General features: G+C 53.8%; 15 protein-coding genes. 11 read left to right on the forward strand and 4 right to left on the reverse strand.

Annotated features, from left to right (window positions below; genetic code table 11):
- Window positions 1–7 precede the first annotated feature (7 nt).
- Both QT231_RS02920 and QT231_RS02925 read left to right on the forward strand, forming a co-directional pair.
- Entirely contained in the window at window positions 8–1,270 is a 1,263-nt protein-coding gene (locus QT231_RS02920; protein ID WP_308335427.1) for a hypothetical protein, read from the forward strand.
- Between the two features lie 17 nt (window positions 1,271–1,287).
- Complete coding sequence (locus QT231_RS02925) at window positions 1,288–9,594, forward strand: LPD38 domain-containing protein (protein WP_308335428.1); 8,307 nt, start codon at window positions 1,288–1,290, stop codon at window positions 9,592–9,594.
- A 28-nt stretch (window positions 9,595–9,622) separates the two neighbouring features.
- Here the strand turns inward: QT231_RS02925 and QT231_RS02930 are convergent, their stop codons facing one another.
- The 4 genes from QT231_RS02930 to QT231_RS02945 form a co-directional block, all read right to left on the reverse strand.
- The gene (locus tag QT231_RS02930; RefSeq protein ID WP_308335429.1) at window positions 9,623–9,832 is read right to left on the reverse strand and encodes a hypothetical protein; all 210 of its coding nucleotides are present in this window, start codon (window positions 9,830–9,832) and stop codon (window positions 9,623–9,625) included.
- Window positions 9,833–9,899: 67 nt separating this feature from the next.
- Entirely contained in the window at window positions 9,900–10,367 is a 468-nt protein-coding gene (locus QT231_RS02935) for a hypothetical protein (protein WP_308335476.1), read from the reverse strand.
- A complete protein-coding gene (locus QT231_RS02940) occupies window positions 10,312–10,788 on the reverse strand; it encodes a type II toxin-antitoxin system antitoxin SocA domain-containing protein (protein WP_308335430.1) in 477 nt (158 codons plus the stop codon). Before QT231_RS02940 ends, QT231_RS02935 begins: the two co-directional genes overlap by 56 nt.
- Before the next feature lie 136 nt (window positions 10,789–10,924).
- Window positions 10,925–11,587, reverse strand: a complete 663-nt coding sequence (locus QT231_RS02945; protein ID WP_308335431.1) for a S24 family peptidase — start codon at window positions 11,585–11,587, stop codon at window positions 10,925–10,927.
- Window positions 11,588–11,686: 99 nt separating this feature from the next.
- Between QT231_RS02945 and QT231_RS02950 the strand changes: the two genes are divergently transcribed.
- The 9 genes from QT231_RS02950 to acpS all read left to right on the forward strand — a co-directional run bounded on the left by QT231_RS02950 (window position 11,687) and on the right by acpS (window position 19,556).
- A complete protein-coding gene (locus QT231_RS02950; protein WP_308335432.1) occupies window positions 11,687–11,899 on the forward strand; it encodes a hypothetical protein in 213 nt (70 codons plus the stop codon).
- A gap of 23 nt (window positions 11,900–11,922) precedes the next feature.
- Complete coding sequence (locus QT231_RS02955) at window positions 11,923–12,861, forward strand: phage antirepressor N-terminal domain-containing protein (RefSeq protein WP_308335433.1); 939 nt, start codon at window positions 11,923–11,925, stop codon at window positions 12,859–12,861.
- 376 nt (window positions 12,862–13,237) lie between these two features.
- Window positions 13,238–15,052: a translation elongation factor 4 gene (lepA, locus tag QT231_RS02960; RefSeq protein ID WP_308335434.1), complete on the forward strand. Its 1,815-nt coding sequence runs from the start codon at window positions 13,238–13,240 to the stop codon at window positions 15,050–15,052.
- Between the two features lie 15 nt (window positions 15,053–15,067).
- Entirely contained in the window at window positions 15,068–15,871 is an 804-nt protein-coding gene (gene lepB / locus QT231_RS02965) for a signal peptidase I (protein WP_308335435.1), read from the forward strand.
- Window positions 15,872–15,938: 67 nt separating this feature from the next.
- Window positions 15,939–16,631, forward strand: coding sequence for a ribonuclease III (rnc, locus tag QT231_RS02970; RefSeq protein WP_064233142.1), 693 nt, complete (start codon window positions 15,939–15,941; stop codon window positions 16,629–16,631).
- Window positions 16,628–17,527, forward strand: a complete 900-nt coding sequence (gene era, locus QT231_RS02975) for a GTPase Era (protein ID WP_308335436.1) — start codon at window positions 16,628–16,630, stop codon at window positions 17,525–17,527. The genes rnc and era overlap by 4 nt, the downstream gene beginning before the upstream one ends.
- Window positions 17,528–17,535: 8 nt before the next feature.
- Entirely contained in the window at window positions 17,536–18,231 is a 696-nt protein-coding gene (gene recO / locus QT231_RS02980; protein WP_308335437.1) for a DNA repair protein RecO, read from the forward strand.
- A 51-nt stretch (window positions 18,232–18,282) separates the two neighbouring features.
- Complete coding sequence (gene pdxJ / locus QT231_RS02985) at window positions 18,283–19,119, forward strand: pyridoxine 5'-phosphate synthase (RefSeq protein WP_308335438.1); 837 nt, start codon at window positions 18,283–18,285, stop codon at window positions 19,117–19,119.
- A 47-nt stretch (window positions 19,120–19,166) separates the two neighbouring features.
- On the forward strand, window positions 19,167–19,556 hold the full coding sequence (acpS, locus tag QT231_RS02990; protein WP_308335439.1) for a holo-ACP synthase: 390 nt from the start codon (window positions 19,167–19,169) through the stop codon (window positions 19,554–19,556).
- Window positions 19,557–19,558 lie beyond the last annotated feature (2 nt).

Here is a 19,558-nt window from a genome sequence, read left to right on the forward strand (position 1 = left end):
GAACACCATGGCGGGACTCGATACACGCGGCTTGGCGGGTGGCTTTGCGCAAGGGTTTGGATTAATGAACCAGTTTCAGCGCGGCCAACGTGCCGACGAGCGCGCTGACCAGCAAATGGGTATGCAGCAAGAGCGCATGGATATGCAGCGCGAGCAGTTCAGCACCCAGCAGGAAGACGCGCAACGGCAGCGAGACATGGAAAACATTCAGTTTACGCTCGGCAAGATTGGCTCCGGCATGGAGGTCGGCGAGGAAGAACTGGAAACGCTGCGTAAATATCCCAAGTTTTGGTCGGCACTCGATCCTGAAACCGACAACTCAATTAATCAGGCGATGGCGGTGATTGACCCTAACACCTCAGTGGATGCTAACGACCCTGAAAGTCTGGCAGCGCTGAATCAAATGTTTGGCGTCGAGATTAACCGCGGCGAAGGCGGGCAAAAACGCGTGGTTGGAATGTACCCGGCACCGGATGGCCAGAGTGTGGCTTTGGAGCTGGAGGTGGTGGGCGAAGATGGCAACACCTATCGCGCACCGATGACCGAAGGGCGCGGTACCGCCGAAGATGATCTGGTGAAGTATGTACCGGTTGAAGCGCTAGTGGAACAGGTTCAGGGCATGCGCATGCTGCGTAATACCCTGCGTTCGCCTGAAGCCCAGCAGCGTGCCACACAGGTGCTTGGCCTGCTGCGCGGCGATTCGCAAGAGCACTGGGAGCAAGTGCAAGGCCCAGGCGGTTCTATCCTTCAGCGTAATACAAGAACCGGTGAAACTAAGCAGGTGATTGGGCGTGCGCCTCAGGCGGGTGGCGGCTATGCCAACCGGCCAACAGCCACACAGAAAGATATTGAGTACTTGGTAAACAATGGGCTAGCAGAAGACCGTCAGGCGGCATGGGAAATGCTTCGCCGAGGTAGCGGTGACGACTCCTATTCTCGCTCTGAAGATCGTATTGAGGCGCTTAGGAATCGAGCTGAAGACCTAACCGCCACCATTAATGGCGAGGGCGCGATCATGCCTAATGAGGATGAGTTAGCGCAAGCGCAAGAAGAGTTGAGAGCCATTAATCAAATGATTCGAGAAAGTGAAAATAAAACATACGGCATTGTTATGCCAGGCCAAGGGCAACCTGCGACTTCGACTCAAAACCAGGCAGTGCAAGGTGACGAACAGCCATCTCAGCGAGAGCGTGGCTTAAGACCTGGCCCATTGCCTAACGAGGCAGCTGAGGAAGACCCCGCCGCCGCTATTTTGAACAAATACTTCTAATGTCGAAGGAGCCGCGTGTGAACGCCGCCGAAAATCGTACCCTGCCAAAATGGACAGATATTGCCAACGATCCCGATTTCCAAGCCGCTGATTGGCAAACCAAGCAGCGCGTGCGAGGTGAGTTCTATCGCCGCGCCATTGAACCTCAAGTTCCTGAGTCACTGCGTGCAGATGTTCAAAGTCAATTCTTTACCCGTACTGAAGCGGACGTTTTCGGGAGGCAAGAAGAGAAACCTGCATCTGAAGATAGCTCGACTGACTCCCCTAATTTGGCGAGCAACGCTCTCCGCAATGCGGGTGAGCGGGGGCTTGATTTGGCGGGTAACGCGCTGCAGTTCGTTGGCAACATGGCAGACCGTGGAGAAAAAGCCATTACCGACGCGCTGGGAGGCATTAACCCGGGCGTGATTGGCGGCAGTTCTGACGAAATGCGTGAGCGCGGATATGAACCAGACGTTGAGCTAGGCGGCTTCGGCCTAGACTTCACGATGCGCGCCAAACCAGAGGATACCAGCACTGGGCTTATTGATACCGGGCAGGCGGTGGAAGACATTAGCTTAGGCTACCAGCCGAACTACACGATTGACCGCGCCCTGGATGAACCAAGCCTTAAGACCCTTGCAGGCGCTGCCGCGGAACAAGGCCCGGCCGCGTTGGCGGATATGGCAGGGTTAGTGGTTAGCTTGCCCGCTTATCTTGCTGCGCGCACACAAGAAATTGGCGAGGGTCGCGTTGAGAACGATGGCCGCGAAGGAATGCCGGAAGGCCGCGACTATGCAGTGTCTGGGCCGACGGCTGCCGCCTCAGTGCTGCTGGATCGCTTTGCGCTAGGTCGCTTGCTGCCAGGCGGTAAGAATGCAGTAACCAGTGCGCGCCAAATCCCTGGTGCCGTTGGCCGCGCTGCCGGTACGGAAGGCTTAACAGAAGCGATTCAAGAAGGCGGTATCGAATACGCGGGCGAGTCCGTAGGCACTGAGGCGGGGTGGGATCCGGTGACCGCCGGTCGGCGTGCTGCCGGTGGTGTAATTGTGGGCGCGCCTACGGGCGGGGCTGTTCGTGGCGGGACTGCTGGCATGGAGTTGCGTGGCAGCAGACGGCAGGGTGGCGGGGAGCCAGAAACAGACCCAGCCCCAATTGAAGAGCCTGCGCCCGCTGACGGCGCGGCCCCTTCTCCCAAAGCTGAAACCGCCAATGTTGAGGCGGTAGGCACCGCTGCCGAGCTGATCGCCAAGCCTCGCTTCGAGCTTTCTTCCGCTGAGCGTGAGGTGCGTGACTCAATCAGCTACGGCGACGCCTTTAAAGCCCTACGTGCGGCTGCTGAAGAGCGTGGCGATAGCGATGCCGTTGCCGAGTTGGACGCTGTTAGTGGTGAGATATCAGCAGCGCTCGAAGCCGAAACCATGGCGCGTACGCGAAATGATGGCGAAGCCTTCACGGCTATTCGTGAGCAGCTACAAAGCGCTTCAGAGCGCTTCACGCGTGTAATGGATCGCCTTAACGCGCCTGCCTCCTCCGTTGACTCCAGTCAGGAGCGTAATAACGAAGACGGTAATGCTGAGTGGAAAGAGGCGTGGCGTGAACAGGCAGCCGAGGATGGCATTGCCGATTACGATCCCAATGCCGACCTGCCCGATACCACAATTGATATTGATGGCCAGCAAGACAAACCCACTACTACAGTCGCGAATGAGTCGATAGAGCAAGCGCCCAATCAACCTTCGGCGAATCCCGATCGAATGCTGCCTCGTCGAGTACCGGTTGAGCGTATTGAAGTCGACCCAGAAGCTTACCAATTCCGTACTGACGTCAATGAAGTGGGTGTTGATAGCCGCCTAGCGGGTGTTAAATCATGGGATGATCTTCGTGCAGGCAACCTCATTCTGCATGAGCGTTTAGACGGCAGCCTGTTTGCAGCCGATGGCCATCATCGCATCAATTTAGCTAAACAGCTTAGCCAGCCTGACGTAAATGCGATTGTATTGCGTGAGGCGGATGGCGTTACCGTTGAAGACGCTCGACGCGAAGCGGCCGAGGCAAATATTGCGGCCGGTAATGCCACTGCCATTGATGCGGCAAAAGTATTCCGAAACAGTGAAGAGGACACCAGCAACACAATCGCCCAGCGCAATTTGCCACGCTCTCAAGTGGTGCGTGATGGCATCGATATTGCCAAATTGGAAGATGAACCCTTTGGTGCGGTGCTGAACCAAGTAGTGACTGAGAAGGACGGTGCCTCTATTGGTCGGGCCTTTGAAGATGCTGATCAGCAGCTAGCCGCTATTGATGTATTTCAGCGCGTCAAACCAACAAACGAGAACCAGCGTGCGATATTGGTGAACGAGATCCGCCAAGCGGGTTTTGCGAATAGCCAAAGCGATCAAATGGGCATGTTTGGTGATGACCCTTCGCAGTCACTTATAGGTGAGCGCGTCCGCTTGATGGACAATCTACGCCAAAGCCTGGTGCGAGATCGCCGCCTGTTCGCTACCCTTAACGACAATGCGCAAACTGCCGAGCAAGCGGGTAACCGTATCGCTCGGGATCAAAATGAAGCGCTACAAGATGCATCGGCTCAAGCGGTTGACCTGCTTCAGCGAGCCACCACAACACCAGAAATTAACCAGCAGATTAACGATGCAGCGCGCCGCGTGAATGAAGGCGAAAGCCTTTCGAGCGTGACGCGTGAGCTAAAGGAAGCATTGCTCCATGGCCCTAACGCAACAGCAACGAAACAATCACGTACACCAGCATCTAGCGACGGATCGACTCCGCAAACAAGGGTGGAGCAACGAGAAGATAACGCAGTACCTGGACGAGACGACTCACGAGCAGCGAGTGCAGGCGAACAACGCCTGGGTGCTGGAGAACGAGAGCAAACAGCAGGAAACGTAACACTCAAGGCTGATGGTTCACCGTTCCAGACGCGTCGTGCAGTTGAGCTATCTAAGCGTTTCCGTGAGTCTCCTAACGCTGAGCCAGTCGAGGTTGAAGGCGGGTGGGGTTTTACTTCACAACAGACAGACGCTACCCGAACAGGTCAATCCTCCCGTTCCCCACAACACATCAAATGGCAGCGGCGCAGCAATGGAAGCCGGGTGTGGGAGGGTAGCGACGGGACGGTAATTGCTGACCACTCGATAAGCAGCGGTGGGAACCGAATTCCTCTGTTTATGGTGTTCGCCGACCAGCAAGCCTTTCATCGAGGTGATAACTTCACCTCGGGTAAGACATTAACCGAAGCTAAACATCTAGCCTCTACGGTTGAACGCCCAGCTCAGCAGCAAGAAGCCTTCCTCGAATCCCAAACGGAAGACAGCCTTGCGCAGCGCGAGCAGCAAAGGGAACAGGCCGAGCAAGCCGATGCCCAGCAGCGACAAGAGGAAACTCAACGCGCTCAGGCAGACCGTGACTTAAAGGATTTCAACCTGACCGGGAGTGATCGCCAGGCAGATGTGTTGGCAGCAGGTGGGCAGAGTGATTTATTAGGTGCACAGCCTTCCCTCGAGTCAGCCACTCAGGCCACCGAGCAACCGTCACCAAAATCTACTAGGCCGCGTAAACCAGCCAAGCTGACCCCACGCCAACAGCGCGTTAGCGATGCGTTTGGCGGCGCGATGCCTGGCGACACTATCAACTTGCTAACCGATGTTGGTTACTCCAAAGCGGGCAACGCTTACACCATAGACTCGATCAATAAAGATGGCACGCTTCAAGCCACCAACGTTGAGCGTGGCAGCTCGGTATTGATTAGCCAAGGTGATTGGACGCTAGCCTCTCGACGCAGTAAGGCGCCTATTGTAGAAGTGATAACCCAGGCTGGGCAGGGCGAGCTGAGAGAGCAAGAGGCGATGTATAGCCTTCGCAGCGTGGTGCGTGGTGACGGCCAAGAAAGAGGTGTCGATCTTAAAGAGGCTCAACGCATCGCCGATGCCTTCATGGCAGACTACAATGGCCATATTCCACTCGATATCATGGTCGTCAATCGCCAAGAGGATGCTTATGGAGCCGCAGCCACCCGAGACAAAGTTGGCACCATCAAAGGAGCCTACCACTCAGGATCAGGAAAACTCGTACTTGTCGCTGCCAATTTACGTTCAGCGCGAGACGGGCGAGAAACATTACGGCACGAGGTGGTTGGACATTTTGGACTTAATACCTTCGAGCCTGCTATCAAAAGGCGAATCCTTGATCGCATACTTGAAACGGAAAAGGTTCCGTCGCTAAGACCCGCTTGGCGTCACGTTAATAGGCATTATCCGGCCGCTACGACGCCCGCCGATATTCGCGCAGAGGAAGTCTTCGCGTATTTGGCTGAGCGTGAAAAAGGGCGTTTTGGTGCCGTGTGGGATCGTGTTCTTTCACTCCTAAACCGCGCTATGCGACAAGCGGGCCTCTCTAAACACACGCTTAGCCGGGCAGAACTCCATGATTTAGCATCCACGATCAGTAAAGAGATACGTGACGGCCGCCGCCAACAAAGAACCTTCCCTGAGACTGACCAAGATCAGTTCCAGAAAGAGGATGCTGAGCCGCTTTCAAACAACGCTGAGCCTAAAGCAGCTCAAGTAACCGTATCAGATATAAACTCTTCGCTTAAACGCATGCCTGAGCTGGCAGATACGCGCGTTATCCAGTCCGCTACTGAGCTCCCATCGGATGCGTTGATGGGCATGATGCTTCGCGGTATTAACCCTTCAGACGTTCGAGGCATGTTTGTTGGCGGCGAGCTGTATGTTGTTGCCGATAACATGGCCAGCGTAGACGAGGCGGTGCGCACAGCCGTGCATGAGTCAGTTGGGCACAAAGGCATACGCGGGGTGCTAGGCGCTGAGCTGGAGCCTCTGATGCTAGAGGTTTATAAAAGCCACACACGATCACAGGCAGGCCGCGACAATATTGCTGCTATCCAGGCGGCATATCCGTTTATCGATGTAACAACCCATGAAGGTAAAGTGACGCTTGCCGAAGAGCTGGTTGCTCACTACATCGAAGACAGCAACGGTAGCCCAACGCTAAGCCAGCGTATCAAGTCCACTGTCCGTCGATTGCTGCGCAAGCTATTTCCTAACATCGAGTGGCGTACCAACGACATTCTGGCGCTGGGTGAGCAATCCCGCCGCTGGTTGCGTCGCCAGCAGGCGCAGCGCGATCTCACCTCGCAAGATGAAACGCTCTATAGCTTGATGGAACAGCAGTCCTCGATCACGCATCGCGAGCTCTCCAAGCAGCTGCGTGACGAATACCCTGGCTTAAAGCTAGATATGGCGAGCCGTGGCCAGCGGGTGACCATTTCTCGCATTGTCTCGCCCTCAGAAAACGAAGGGGCAGGATCCGACGTAATGCGCCGCCTAACACAGTGGGCGGATGCCAGCGATAAGACACTCGCACTGACACCCTCAAGCGACTTTGGCGGCAACGTGAAACGCTTGCGCGAGTTCTATAAGCGCTTTGGCTTCATTGATAACAAGGGCCGCAATAAAGACTATGAGATCAGCGAGAGCATGTACCGCGAGCCTGACCATGGCGTAGGCGAGCAGCGGTTCAGCTTGAACGCGCCCCCAGGGACGCCCGGTGGCAATTTCTCGGACTCCGATAGCACCAACTTTGCCATGCCAGACGAGGCGCTGACAGATACTGCCATTCGTAAAACGGCTGACAAAATGCGGCCGCTAAAAATCCTAGAGGATGCGATTCGACGCAGTGGCCGTGAGATTGAAGAAGAAGCGGATGTGTACCTGGCTGAAGAGCTATTTCACGGCAAGGCTGAATACGACCTGCGTCAGCTAAGAGAGCAGTACGTGGAACCGCTGGCGAAAGGGCTGGCAAGAGCCAAAATTAGCCAAGCCGACCTCGATGAATATCTTTACGCCCGTCACGCACCAGAGCGTAATGCGACTATTGCAGAGCGTAACCCCGATAAGCCTGACATGCAGGATGGTGGCTCGGGCATGACGAATGCCCGGGCGGCAGAAATCATGGAGAAGGTGGCCAACTCTGGCAAGCAGGCTGAATACGACCGTTTGGCCAAGACCGTTTATGACATGACCCGTTTGCGCCGTGATGCAATACGTGAAGGCGGGCTGGAAGATGACACGGTGGTAGATGCCTGGGAAGCGGCATGGCAGTACTACGTGCCGTTAAAAGGCAATGCTGCCGATGATCCAGGTCGCCCCAAGACAGGGCGCGGCTTTGAAGTTAGTGGTCGAGAATCGCGCACGGCAGCAGGCCGTAAAAGCATTGCTGACTCTCCATCATCCCAAGTGATCGTTGATGCCAACGAGTCGCTTATCCGCCGGCGCAAGAACGAAGTCGCGCAGTCGCTTCTCTCGCTGGTGACTGACCACCCCAATCCTTCGTTGTGGGAAGTGTTTACCGATAACAACCCGGATAAGCAGCGCACGCCGGTGACTGTTACCGACCCTGACACAGGCAAAAACCGCATCGAGGTGCAGGAGCGTCCCGTCAATATGGCGGGCAACAATAAATACTTCAAAGTAAAGCGGGCAGGGCGCACCTACTACCTCAAGATTCACGACGAGCGCTTGATGAACGCCATGCGCAATGTTGGGCCTGAGAATAATGGCTTGCTAATCCGTATGGCCAGCACAGCCACTCGGGCAATGTCAGCCATGATGACCAGCTATAACCCTGAATTCATGCTGACCAACTTCACGCGTGACGTTCAAACTGCGTTGCTGAACCTGACGGCTGAACAGACTCGCGACGACGGTAAGATTAAAGGAGAGGCCGTTGTTCGCCAAACGGCGCGAGACATTGGCCCGGCCATGAAGGCGGCTTGGAGAGGCTTGCAAAACAAGCCGGGGAAAAACGACAGCGGTCGTGAGTGGGATACCTGGTTTAAAGAGTTTCAGGAAGACGGCGCCAAAACGGGCTACTTCGATATGAAGGATATCGGCTCGCAGGCCAAGGAGATTCAATCTATGGTGCGTCGCGCCGACGGTACCACCATGTCGCATATGCTGAAGGCGCGTAAGAAAACGGCTGACTTCGTTGAAAACATGAATGGTGCTGTTGAGAACGCGGTGCGCCTATCTGCCTACGCCAATGCGCGTCGTGCCGGTATTTCCCGAAAGCAGGCGGCCAGCCTGGCCAAAAACATGACAGTCAACTTTAACCGCCGTGGGGAAGCGGGTACCGCACTCAACGCGGCGTATATGTTTGCCAATGCCTCTGTCCAGGGCACCATGAACTTCGCCCGCACCATGGTAACGGCAAAGAACACGCCGGATGGCAAAAGCCCGATGAACGTATGGGCGCGTGCCAACATGGCGCAGAAGCTAGCGTTTGGAATGGCGTCAGGTGCGTTCGCCCTGGGCATGCTTAACCGCTGGGCCTCTGAGGAAGATGAAGATGGCGTTCTGTTTTATGACAAGGTTCCTGACTACGTCAAAGAGCGCAATATCGTCATCATGAGCAGTCTCTGGGGCGGCGAGCCTGATGATTTCATATCAATCCCGCTGCCGTATGGCTATAACGTTTTTTCAGTGATCGGTACCCATGCCGAGGCTGTTACCGCAGGCACGCTGGATGCAACCGAGGCGGGTAAAAACCTTGGCCTAGCAATTCTCGGTAGCTTTTCACCTATCGGCTGGGAAGATTCAGATAGCGCAACCGGCTTGTTTATGAAGAACCTGACGCCAACGCTCGTGCGGTCATTCGCCCAAGTAGGCTTTAACGAAGACTTTGCGGGTCGCATGATCTACAGGGAGGATCTACCGTTTGGCACGCCGACACCTGATAGCTTGCGCGCCATGCCCAGCACGCCAGAGCCCTATAAGGCTATCGCCAGCTTCCTCAATGATTTGACCGGAGGCAGCGAGTATCAAACCGGTAGCGTTGATATTAATCCAGATGTCATGCAGCACCTGGTCAACTACTACGGTGGCGGGGCATGGGGCTTTGTCGAAAAATCGTCAAGCTTTGCTGCCCGCGTAGCCACTGGCGAGGAAGTCGAGCGGTACCGGATACCGTTTGCAGGGCGATTTGCCAGCAGCACCTCGCCTTATCGTGACCAAGCGTTGTTCTATGAACGCCGTGATGAACTCGGGCAGATTGCCAATGAAGCGGATGCACTGAAGGGGCGGGAGCGGATCGACTTTCGGCGCAATTATTTCGAGCAAATCCGACTATTCAACCGCGCCAAGAATATCGAAAAGCAGCTACAGGAGTATCGCAAGCGGCGAGATCGCATCCAGGAAAACGAGACACTCAGTGAGGAAGCTAAGAAGAACCGGATAGAGATGATAGAGAGGCAAATGAAGCGCCGGGTGGATGACTTTAATCGGCGCTATAACGAGCTTTAGGGAAGGAGTGTCTCAGCCCTCAATGATTCTACTGGTTTTGTTGAGGGCCTATGTCCAACATATCCATTCGCGTCTCCCAGTCATCCACTAAACGGCGCTGCTGGTTTTCTGGCAGCATCTGGAAAAGCATTTGAGTCTGTTGGCGCAGGTCGGATATGTCTTCTCTAGCAGCAAAATAAAGGCCTGCAAAAAGCGTGGAAGCAAAAAATAGCAATAGAATTATGCCGTTTTTATCCATTATGACACCGAAGAAGGTAAGCTTTTTTAGAAGTCTAATAAACGGAGGGGTGAACGGCGAGGGCCTGCTATTGCTTTTGGTCTGGCTTGGGTGTTTCCACTTTTCCTTCAGCCGCCTGTTCAGTCTTGGGCGCTTCCGGTTTGTTCTCAGCAGGAGGTTGAGGCTCCGGCTTCTTAAGGCCTAGATTAATCCTAGGTAGCAGCTGGTTTAGCCAGAAGTGAATTTCTTCAACGCCCATTCGACGGGCAAAAATAAGCAGGGCGAACAACTGTGTGACTCCTACCACCAGAGGAAGAGTCCAAGTATCAACACCCTGCATTGCCCATACGTCGAAAATAATTACTAGTGCGACAACGAAAAGAAATCGATCTTCGCGACGACCGTCTTTCTCTCTAGCGAGCTCCTGTTCAACATCCACCAATGCACTGCTATCTGGGTAATTCTTAGCTGGCTTGCTAACTGGGTTCCCTGCTAGTTGATCAAGCTCGTTCTTTTGCCCAAGGCTCGGTGGTGGGGAACCGCTCTCTGTACTCATTAATTATCATTTCCTGTTCAATTGGAACATTCCGCATGCCGGGTACGTAGCTGTGCGCCCAAGCAGAAATAGGTTCGTGGGTGATATCCACTAACCGGAAGGGCTCTAAGCTGCCCAAGCGTCCAACAGCATCTATGATGATTTGGCCTTCTTCGGTACTCGGGTCAAGATCAGGAATATGATTGAAAATATTCTGAATATTCGAGCTGCCATAACTAGATGCATAGTTGTAAACAGAGGGAAGCACTGGCCCATATGGCCACGCCTGAAAACGCTCGTCATTGATCAACGGTTCACCATCGTGGCGACCTGAATAAATCATGTGCGCAATATAAAGTATTTTGTGCAGCTGTAAATTGCTCAACGCCCAACCGGACGCTGCACATGCTGCCTTGGCTGCCTGCATAGCGGAGATAGCCATTGTTACCTCCTTCCAAAAACCGTAAGGGTATTGGTGTGTGTAGTTACAACATAGCGCATTTTGCTACCTGTTAGATAGCTAATAGCCGCAAAGGTTTAGGCCTAATCCTTTTTGCTAGCGGTAGGGGTAGGGCGCGCTAGCTTGCGACCTTATTTCTATATATAAGCTGAAGCACCACAACACCCCATATTCTGAAGCTTTCATCATCCACAGCTAATGCTGGAAATTGGGGGTTAAGGGGCACCAGAAATTGACAATCGTTTAGCTCTACCGAGTACCGCTTAAAAATAGGCTCCCCTCCTATTTCCGCCAAGACGTCATCGCCACTTGCAGCGGGGACATTTGGATCAACAACTATTACAGAACCATCTGGGTACTCGGGAGCCATGCTGTTGCCGCGAACTACTAAGGCAAATGCTTCATCGCTGGCAACATCCGGGATAGGTAGTACTTGTTGAAAAAATCCGGTGTTTCGATTTCTGATGCTATCAATTGACCAATTTAAAATCGGAACATGGGGAGCCGCAAGCGAATCCCTCATGCTGTCCTCAGTGAGTATATCAAGGTCTGATTCTTCGTCGCCAAACTCAAGCCATTCCGCCGTGGTTCCTAGCGCTGAAGCTAATCTTTCTAGCGTATCTGCCCTGGGCTCTGACTTACCCCTTTCGTATGAAGATATTTGGCGCTGGCTAACGCCTGAAATTGCAGAAAGCTCACCTTGGTTGACTCCAAAAGACTTTCTTTTAAATTTCAGTCTGTTGCCAATTGTTGGTGATGTCCTGTAGTCATCCATAGTCATAAATACCTATTTGGCACCTTATTTTCACTTGCAAGAAGTCGTATATGACTCTAGCATTGGTCGTGTAAGGCAAATTAAACGACTGTGAAAGGGATCATTATGACCATTTCAAACATGCACCCTACTTCTATTCGATTGCAGCCTCATGAGGTTGATCGTATTCGCGAGGCGGGTAGCCAAAATTGCCGCTCCCTTACTGCCGAGCTTCGTTACCGCGCACTCGCTTGGGATGGAATGAAGGAGCGAGCGGAAAAAGCAGAACAAGCGATGTATCAAATGCTGCTGGGCGGCCAGGCCCAGCAGCGCGGTTAAACCCCGATCCAAGGAATATAACCATGAAAGATTCTAGCACTAGCGCCGTGACAGTTCCATTTAACGGAAACAACCTGTTCCTTGTCGAACACAACCACGAGCCTTATGTTCCAATGCGCCCCGTGGTTACCGGTATGGGCTTAGCTTGGCAGACTCAACAAAAGAAACTTTCTGAAAATACAAGAAGGTGGGGAACCGTCACCCTCAGGGTGACGGTTGGTAAAGACGGTAAATCACGCGAGATGGTAAGCATCCCCTTGAGAAAGCTCTTTGGATGGATGAGTACCATACAAGTTTCTCGCGTCAAAACAGAATCGCAAGAAGCAGTTAAAAAATATCAAGATGAATGTGATGATGTTCTTGCTGACCATTGGACAAAAGGCAGTTTGAAGCAACCATCTTCAAGAGGGTTGCCTAATCCACTATCGCCCAGTTGCCAGCGTGGCCTTCAAAAAGCTATTGCTTCGCGCATCTATTCCCAGGTCGTTAAAGATCGGCGTCCAGCAGCGTTCAAGAAAATCTACAGCCATCTAAAAGATCGCTTCGGCGTAGCCAAGTATGACCAGATACCTGACGAGCGCTATACAGAGGCGCTGGGCGCAGTCGAAACCTACTCCTTTAACGGTGATTTTTTAGAAGCAGAGGCATTGCCTGAAGCCAAACAGGTTAAGGTGCTTGATCTAGACGCATGGCTGGATATGAACCACTACATCCAGCACCGTCAGAAGGATTCGCGGTATGTGTTGATAGCGCCTAAATACTTGATCGACTCTGAGTATCGCTCTCCAACTCTGCGGCTAGTCAAAGAAATGGAAGCGGAAGGGCATAGCCTGGATGCATGCCGCCTTGAGGTCATTAGCCTGCGACACCATCTTTCAAGCTGTATTAGCAAAATTGAGCAGATGATGGGGATTGCTCAGGGTATTAAAGTGCAAGCAGTGAGCTTCACTCGCCAGCAATAATAGTAGGCATCATGTATAAGAGCCGCCTTCGGGCGGCTTTTTACTACCCTCAGTTGCGTTGCTCATCCACCAACCTATCCAGGCGCTCGATAAAGGTAGGCTTCGGTACCGTGCCGCCGGTTAGCTCTTCAAGGCGAGCAGCCGCCACGGCAAGCACGTTGACTAGGCCTATTACGCAGTCGGGTGATTAGCTTTGTATCCGTCAATTTTCTATAGAAGTATTCTACTGGGTTTCCATGATAGATCTCTTGCAATTTGAATGAACATAGCACCGGAACCTCGCTAACGGTACAATGCTCTCAAATTTATATTGCACGCACCAAGCAACTATTTTTATCGTACACGGTTGCGTACATACCCCGGATTAAATCGGCAAATGACAAACGAAAAAGACAGTAAAATCAAGCATATAAGAAATTTCTCTATTATCGCCCACATCGACCACGGCAAATCTACGCTCTCTGATCGTCTGATTCAGACCTGCGAAGGGTTAACCGAGCGTGAGCTTAAAGAGCAAGTGCTCGATTCAATGGACATTGAGCGTGAGCGTGGCATTACCATTAAAGCGCAGTCGGTCACGCTGGATTACACTGCCGCTGATGGGCAGGTTTATCAGCTCAACTTTATCGATACGCCTGGGCACGTAGACTTCTCTTATGAAGTGTCGCGGTCGCTCTACGCCTGTGAAGGGGCGTTGCTGGTTGTCGATGCTGCACAAGGGGTGGAGGCCCAGTCGGTAGCTAACTGCTATACCGCTATCGAACAAGGCCTGGAAGTACTGCCGGTACTTAACAAAATCGATTTACCCCAAGCGGACTGCGACAAGGTTGCTCAGGAAATCGAAGAGATTATTGGCCTCGATGCCACTGATGCCTGCCAGGTTTCGGCTAAAAGCGGGATTGGCATTGATGCACTACTTGAGCGCTTAGTGCGTGATATACCGCCGCCCAAGGGCGACCCGGATGCGCCGCTGCAAGCGCTGATTATCGACTCCTGGTTTGATAACTACCTTGGCGTTGTCTCGTTAGTGCGTCTTTTCGACGGCACCCTGCGTAAGGGCGACAAGATTCGCATTAAATCAACGGGCCGCGATTGGGGCGCCACAGAAGTGGGTATTTTTACCCCCCAACGTAAACAGACCGATATTCTGCGGGCGGGTGAAGTAGGCTTTATTGTTGCCGGTATCAAAGAGATTCACGGCGCGCCGGTAGGCGATACGATTACCCATACCAAAACACCTGACGTAGCGCGTCTGCCCGGTTTCCAAAAGGTAAAACCGCAGGTGTATGCCGGTATGTTCCCGGTCAGTGCGGATGATTACGAAGACTTCCGCGATGCGCTTGAAAAACTGGCACTTAACGATGCTTCGCTTGAGTATGTGCCAGAGAACTCCGACGCACTTGGTTTTGGTTTTCGGGTGGGCTTTCTTGGCACCCTGCACATGGAAATCATTCAGGAGCGCCTGGAGCGGGAGTATGACATCGATCTGCTCACTACAGCTCCCACAGTTGTCTACGAACTGGCGATGAAAAATGGTGACGTTAACTACGTCTCCAACCCTTCCAAGCTGCCTGATATGGCCGACGTAGATGAAATGCGTGAACCGATTGTCCGCGCCAGCATATTGGTTCCCCAGGAATACGTGGGTAACGTCATTGCTGAGTGTGAGCAGCGTCGCGGCACACAGCGAGACATGCAGTTCTTGGGTAATCAGATCCAGTTGGCCTACGAGCTGCCCATGTCAGAAGTGGTCATGGACTTCTTTGACCGACTGAAATCGATCTCCAAGGGATACGCTTCGCTTGAGTACAACTTTGAGCGTTTTGAGATGGCCAAACTGGTGCGTCTCGATGTGCTTATCAATGGCGACAAAGTTGACGCGCTAGCGGTGATTATCCACCGCGATCATGCTCATAGTCGTGGTCGTCTATTGGTCGAGAAAATGAAAGAGCTGATCCCACGGCAGATGTTTGATGTGGCGATTCAGGCGGCTATTGGTGGCCAAGTGGTGGCGCGCTCCACCGTGAAGGCGCTGCGCAAGAATGTGACGGCCAAGTGTTATGGCGGCGATGTCAGCCGTAAGAAGAAACTGCTCGAGAAGCAGAAAGCGGGTAAGAAACGCATGAAACAAGTGGGGCGCGTGGAAATTCCCCAGGATGCCTTCCTTGCTGTGCTCAAGGTTAACGACTAGGAAAGAACGCCACTCATGGATTTTTCATTACTGCTGGTACTTGCCGTTGCGCTCTCGGGCGTTATTTACCTGTTGGACGTATGGCTATTAAAGCCCAAGCGCCGCCAACGCTTCGCCGCAGCAGAGGCCAAAACCCAGGAAGGGTTGGATCCCGCTACCAGCGAAAAACTGCTTAAAGAGCCTTGGCCGGTTGACTACGCGCGTTCGTTTTTTCCTGTGCTGCTGGTGGTGTTGGTAGTGCGTAGTTTTATCATTGAACCCTTTCAGATTCCTTCGGGTTCAATGCGGCCGACGCTTGAAGTGGGCGACTTTATTCTGGTCAACAAATTCGCCTACGGCCTACGTTTGCCAGTGGTGAACACCCGCTTTATCGAAATCGGCGATCCTGAGCGTGGCGATGTAATGGTGTTTCGTTTCCCCGACGAGCCTTCGGTGAACTTCATCAAACGGGTGGTTGGCTTGCCTGGAGATCGTATTCGTTATGAAGGTAAGCAGCTCTACGTTAATGGTCAGCCGGTGGCTAAAGAGTTGATCGAAGAGGGGCCCGAAGGTTCGTCTCAACAGCTATTGTTAGAAGAGCGCCTTGGCGATGCCGAGCACTTTATTTATAACAACCCGCGCGACCCTGGACCGCAAATGCGTGAAGTGGCAGTCCCTGAAGGGCACTACTTCATGATGGGGGATAATCGTGACCACTCCAACGACAGCCGCTACTGGGGTTTCGTGCCGGAAGAGAATATTGTCGGGCGTGCGTTCGCGGTCTGGATGCACTGGGACGGCGGGTTGCCGAGCTTTACCAGTGTGCGGCACATAGAATGAACCCGCTGCGTACGCTGAATTTAGTCAGTTATGTCACTTTAGTTAACGTCAATGACGTAGGAGAGCTGTGAGTAATTCCTTGAACGCTTTTTGCCGACGAATCGGCCATACCTTTGGCGACGATACGCTCTTGGAATTGGCCTTGACCCACCGTAGCTTCGGTGGTCGTAACAATGAGCGCCTGGAGTTTCTGGGCGACTCCATCGTCAACTTTGTGATCGCCGAGGCGCTGTTTCAGCGCTTTCCCCAAGCCCGGGAAGGGCAGCTTTCACGCCTGCGCGCACGGTTGGTAAAGGGACAAACCCTGGCGGAACTGGCCCGTGAAATGGAGTTTGGCGAATGCCTGCGGTTAGGCTCTGGCGAGATGAAAAGCGGTGGGCATCGCCGTGAATCGATCCTGGCGGATGCGGTAGAAGCCATTATTGGTGGCATCTATCTGGACGCCGGCATGGATGTGGTTCGCGACCGCGTGCTGGATTGGTACTCAGAAAGGCTGGGTAATATCTCTCTGCAAGATACCCAAAAAGATCCCAAAACACGGCTGCAGGAGTTTCTGCAGTCGCGCCAAGCTGCGTTGCCGCGTTATGAGGTTGTCTGCGTAAAGGGTGAGGCGCATGCCCAGACCTTTACCGTGGAGTGCTACATTGACCTGTTGGCTGAGCATACCACTGGTAAGGGCCCTAGCCGCCGCCATGCTGAACAGCAAGCGGCAGAAGAAGCGCTGTCGTACCTCGAAAAAAGTCCTGGAGATAAATCATGAGCCAAACCTGCGGATTCGTTGCCATTGTTGGCCGACCCAACGTGGGCAAATCAACCCTCATGAACCGTATTCTGGGGCAAAAAATATCGATTACCTCTCGGCGGCCGCAAACCACGCGCCACCAGGTGATGGGCATTAAAACGGTGGATGACACCCAGTTTATCTACGTGGATACGCCGGGCATGCACATCATGTCCAAGGATCGCAATAAAGCCATCAACCGCTTTATGAACCAGGCGGCCACCCAGGCGCTGCGCGACGTCGATTGCGTGGTGTTTATTATCGACCGCACCCGCTGGACGGAAGAAGACCAGGCGGTATTAAAGCGCCTGGAGCATGTTAAAGCGCCGGTAATTCTGGCGGTTAATAAAGTAGATCGCCTGGGCGAAAAAGGCGATCTGCTGCCATGGCTGGCAGAGGTTGGCGAGCGCCGCGATTTTGCCGCTATCGTGCCGATTTCAGCCAAGCACGGCACCCAGGTCGATACCCTGGAAGAGGAGGTGGCCAAACACCTGCCGGAAAGCGTCCACTTCTTCCCCGAAGACCAGATTACCGACAAAAGTCTGCGCTTTATGGCCGCCGAGCTGGTGCGTGAAAAGGTCATGCGGCAATTGGGCGATGAGTTGCCCTACCAGATGACCGTTGAAATCGAAGAGTTCCGCGAAACCGAGCGGGTGACTCATATCAGTGCCTTGATTCTGGTCGAGCGGCAGGGCCAAAAAGTCATTTTGATCGGTGAAAACGGCGATCGCCTCAAGAGCATCGGCCGCGAGGCGCGCCTGGATATGGAGCGCGCTCTGGGTACCAAGGTGATGCTGAATCTATGGGTAAAAGTAAAACGCGGCTGGTCGGATGACGAGCGCGCCCTGAAAAGCTTGGGTTACGACCTCGATTGAAGGTAACGATGTCGCCAGAGCCGGCTTTTTTGCTCCACCGTCGGCCTTATCGTGAAACCAGTGCGCTGGTGGATCTATTAACGCTTGATTACGGCAGAGTGCGTGCTGTCGCCCATGGTGGACAAAGACCCGGCTCAAAATCCCGCCAACGTCTGCAGCCGTTTACACCGCTGTTTGTGACCTGGCAGGGCAGTCGTGATTTAAAGCGGCTGACGTTAATGGAGTCTCGCGGCCAGACGGCGCTGTTGGCCGGAGAAGGGCTGCTATGCGGGCTTTATGCCAATGAAATCGCTACCCGGTTGCTGCCGCTAGAACTGCCAGCGCCCGACGTATTTGCGTTTTATACCGCGCTACTCGAAGCGTTGCCAGCACCCGCCGAGCGAGCGCTGGCGCTGCGCCGCTATGAGTGGGCGCTGCTAGAGGCGCTGGAGGCCACGCCGCAGTTTACGACGCCAGAGGGCGGCGTTTTGGATCCCCAGCTCCGCTATCATTTTGACACCGCCAGCCGAGCATTCTTGCCGGCTGAGGGGGGACTCGATGGCAGAACGCTACGCTACATTGAGCAGGGGGACTGGCAGCATGAAGGCCTTGCCAATGCATTGAAGGCGGTGATGCGGGCGGCCCTGGCGCCCCACCTTGGCTCTACCGTGTTACGTTCGCGGGAGCTGATGCTCGATTTGGCGCGGCGCCGCCACCGTCCCTAATTCCTGATTTTCTTTCACAAACTCTTATCTTATCGTTGCGCTGGAGGCACTATGCACCCCCCTCGGATACTGTTAGGCGTCAATATCGATCACATTGCGACACTTCGCCAAGCTCGCGGTACTCGCTACCCTGATCCCGTGCAGGCGGCATTAGTCGTTGAAGAAGCGGGCGCCGATGGCATTACGGTGCACTTGCGGGAAGATCGGCGCCACATCCAGCCCCGGGATGTGCGTATTCTGGCCGAAGTGCTTAATACGCGTATGAACCTGGAAATGGCCGTCACCGAAGAGATGCTGGCTTTGGCCGAAGAGGTGCGTCCCGCCCATGTCTGTTTAGTACCGGAAAAACGTGAAGAGCTGACCACAGAAGGCGGCCTGGACGTTGTAGGTGGCTTTGACGCTATTGCCAGCGCCTGCCAGCGATTGAGCGCGGCGGGTTGTGATGTGTCCCTGTTTATCGATCCTGATATTGAGCAAATTGACGCTGCCCAGCGCGCCGGGGCGCCGACGATTGAGTTACACACCGGCGCGTACGCAGAAGCGCGTCCCGGTAGCGATGCCGCCAATGCGGAGTATCATCGCTTAACCACCGCTGCGACTCACGCTATCTCACTGGGTTTGGTGGTCAATGCCGGTCATGGCTTGCACTACCATAACGTTGAAGCAATTGCGGCGCTGCCGGGCATCAACGAACTCAATATTGGTCATGCCATTATTGCTCGTGCGCTGTTTGTGGGTCTTAAAGAAGCCGTGCAGGAGATGAAACGCTTGATTATCGCTGGCCAAGAGGCAGGCTTAATGGCGGCCCTCGATGCCCACGATCACGAGCATAGCCACGATCATGACGATCACTCAGAGCATGTTCATAATGGCTGCTGCGGGCATTAATCAGCTGTTTTCTGTTTAGAGATTTTCTGTTTAGAGGCTTTTAGGCGATGATTGTGGGAATTGGCTCGGATATTGCCCGTGTTGAGCGTTTTACGCGGGCCATGCAGCGGCACGGCCCACGCTTTGCTCAGCGCATTTTAGGCCCCGAAGAGTATACGCTTTGGCAGCAGAAATCTGAGCCCGCCGCGTTCCTGGCCAAACGCTTCGCTGCTAAAGAGGCCTTTGTTAAAGCACTTGGGTTAGGCCTACGCCAGGGATTGCAGTGGTGTGATATTCAGGTGCTGAACGATGCCTTGGGTAAGCCCTATTTCCTGCTCAACGGCGAAGCCGGAAGACTCTTACAAGCTGCAGGTGTCACCACCAGCCACGTAACGTTGAGTGATGAAGCCGATTATGCGGTGGCGTTTGTTGTACTAGAGCGCGAGACCCAAGGCTAACG

This window comes from Halomonas sp. SpR1 (assembly GCF_031010175.1).
Lineage (GTDB): Bacteria > Pseudomonadota > Gammaproteobacteria > Pseudomonadales > Halomonadaceae > Vreelandella.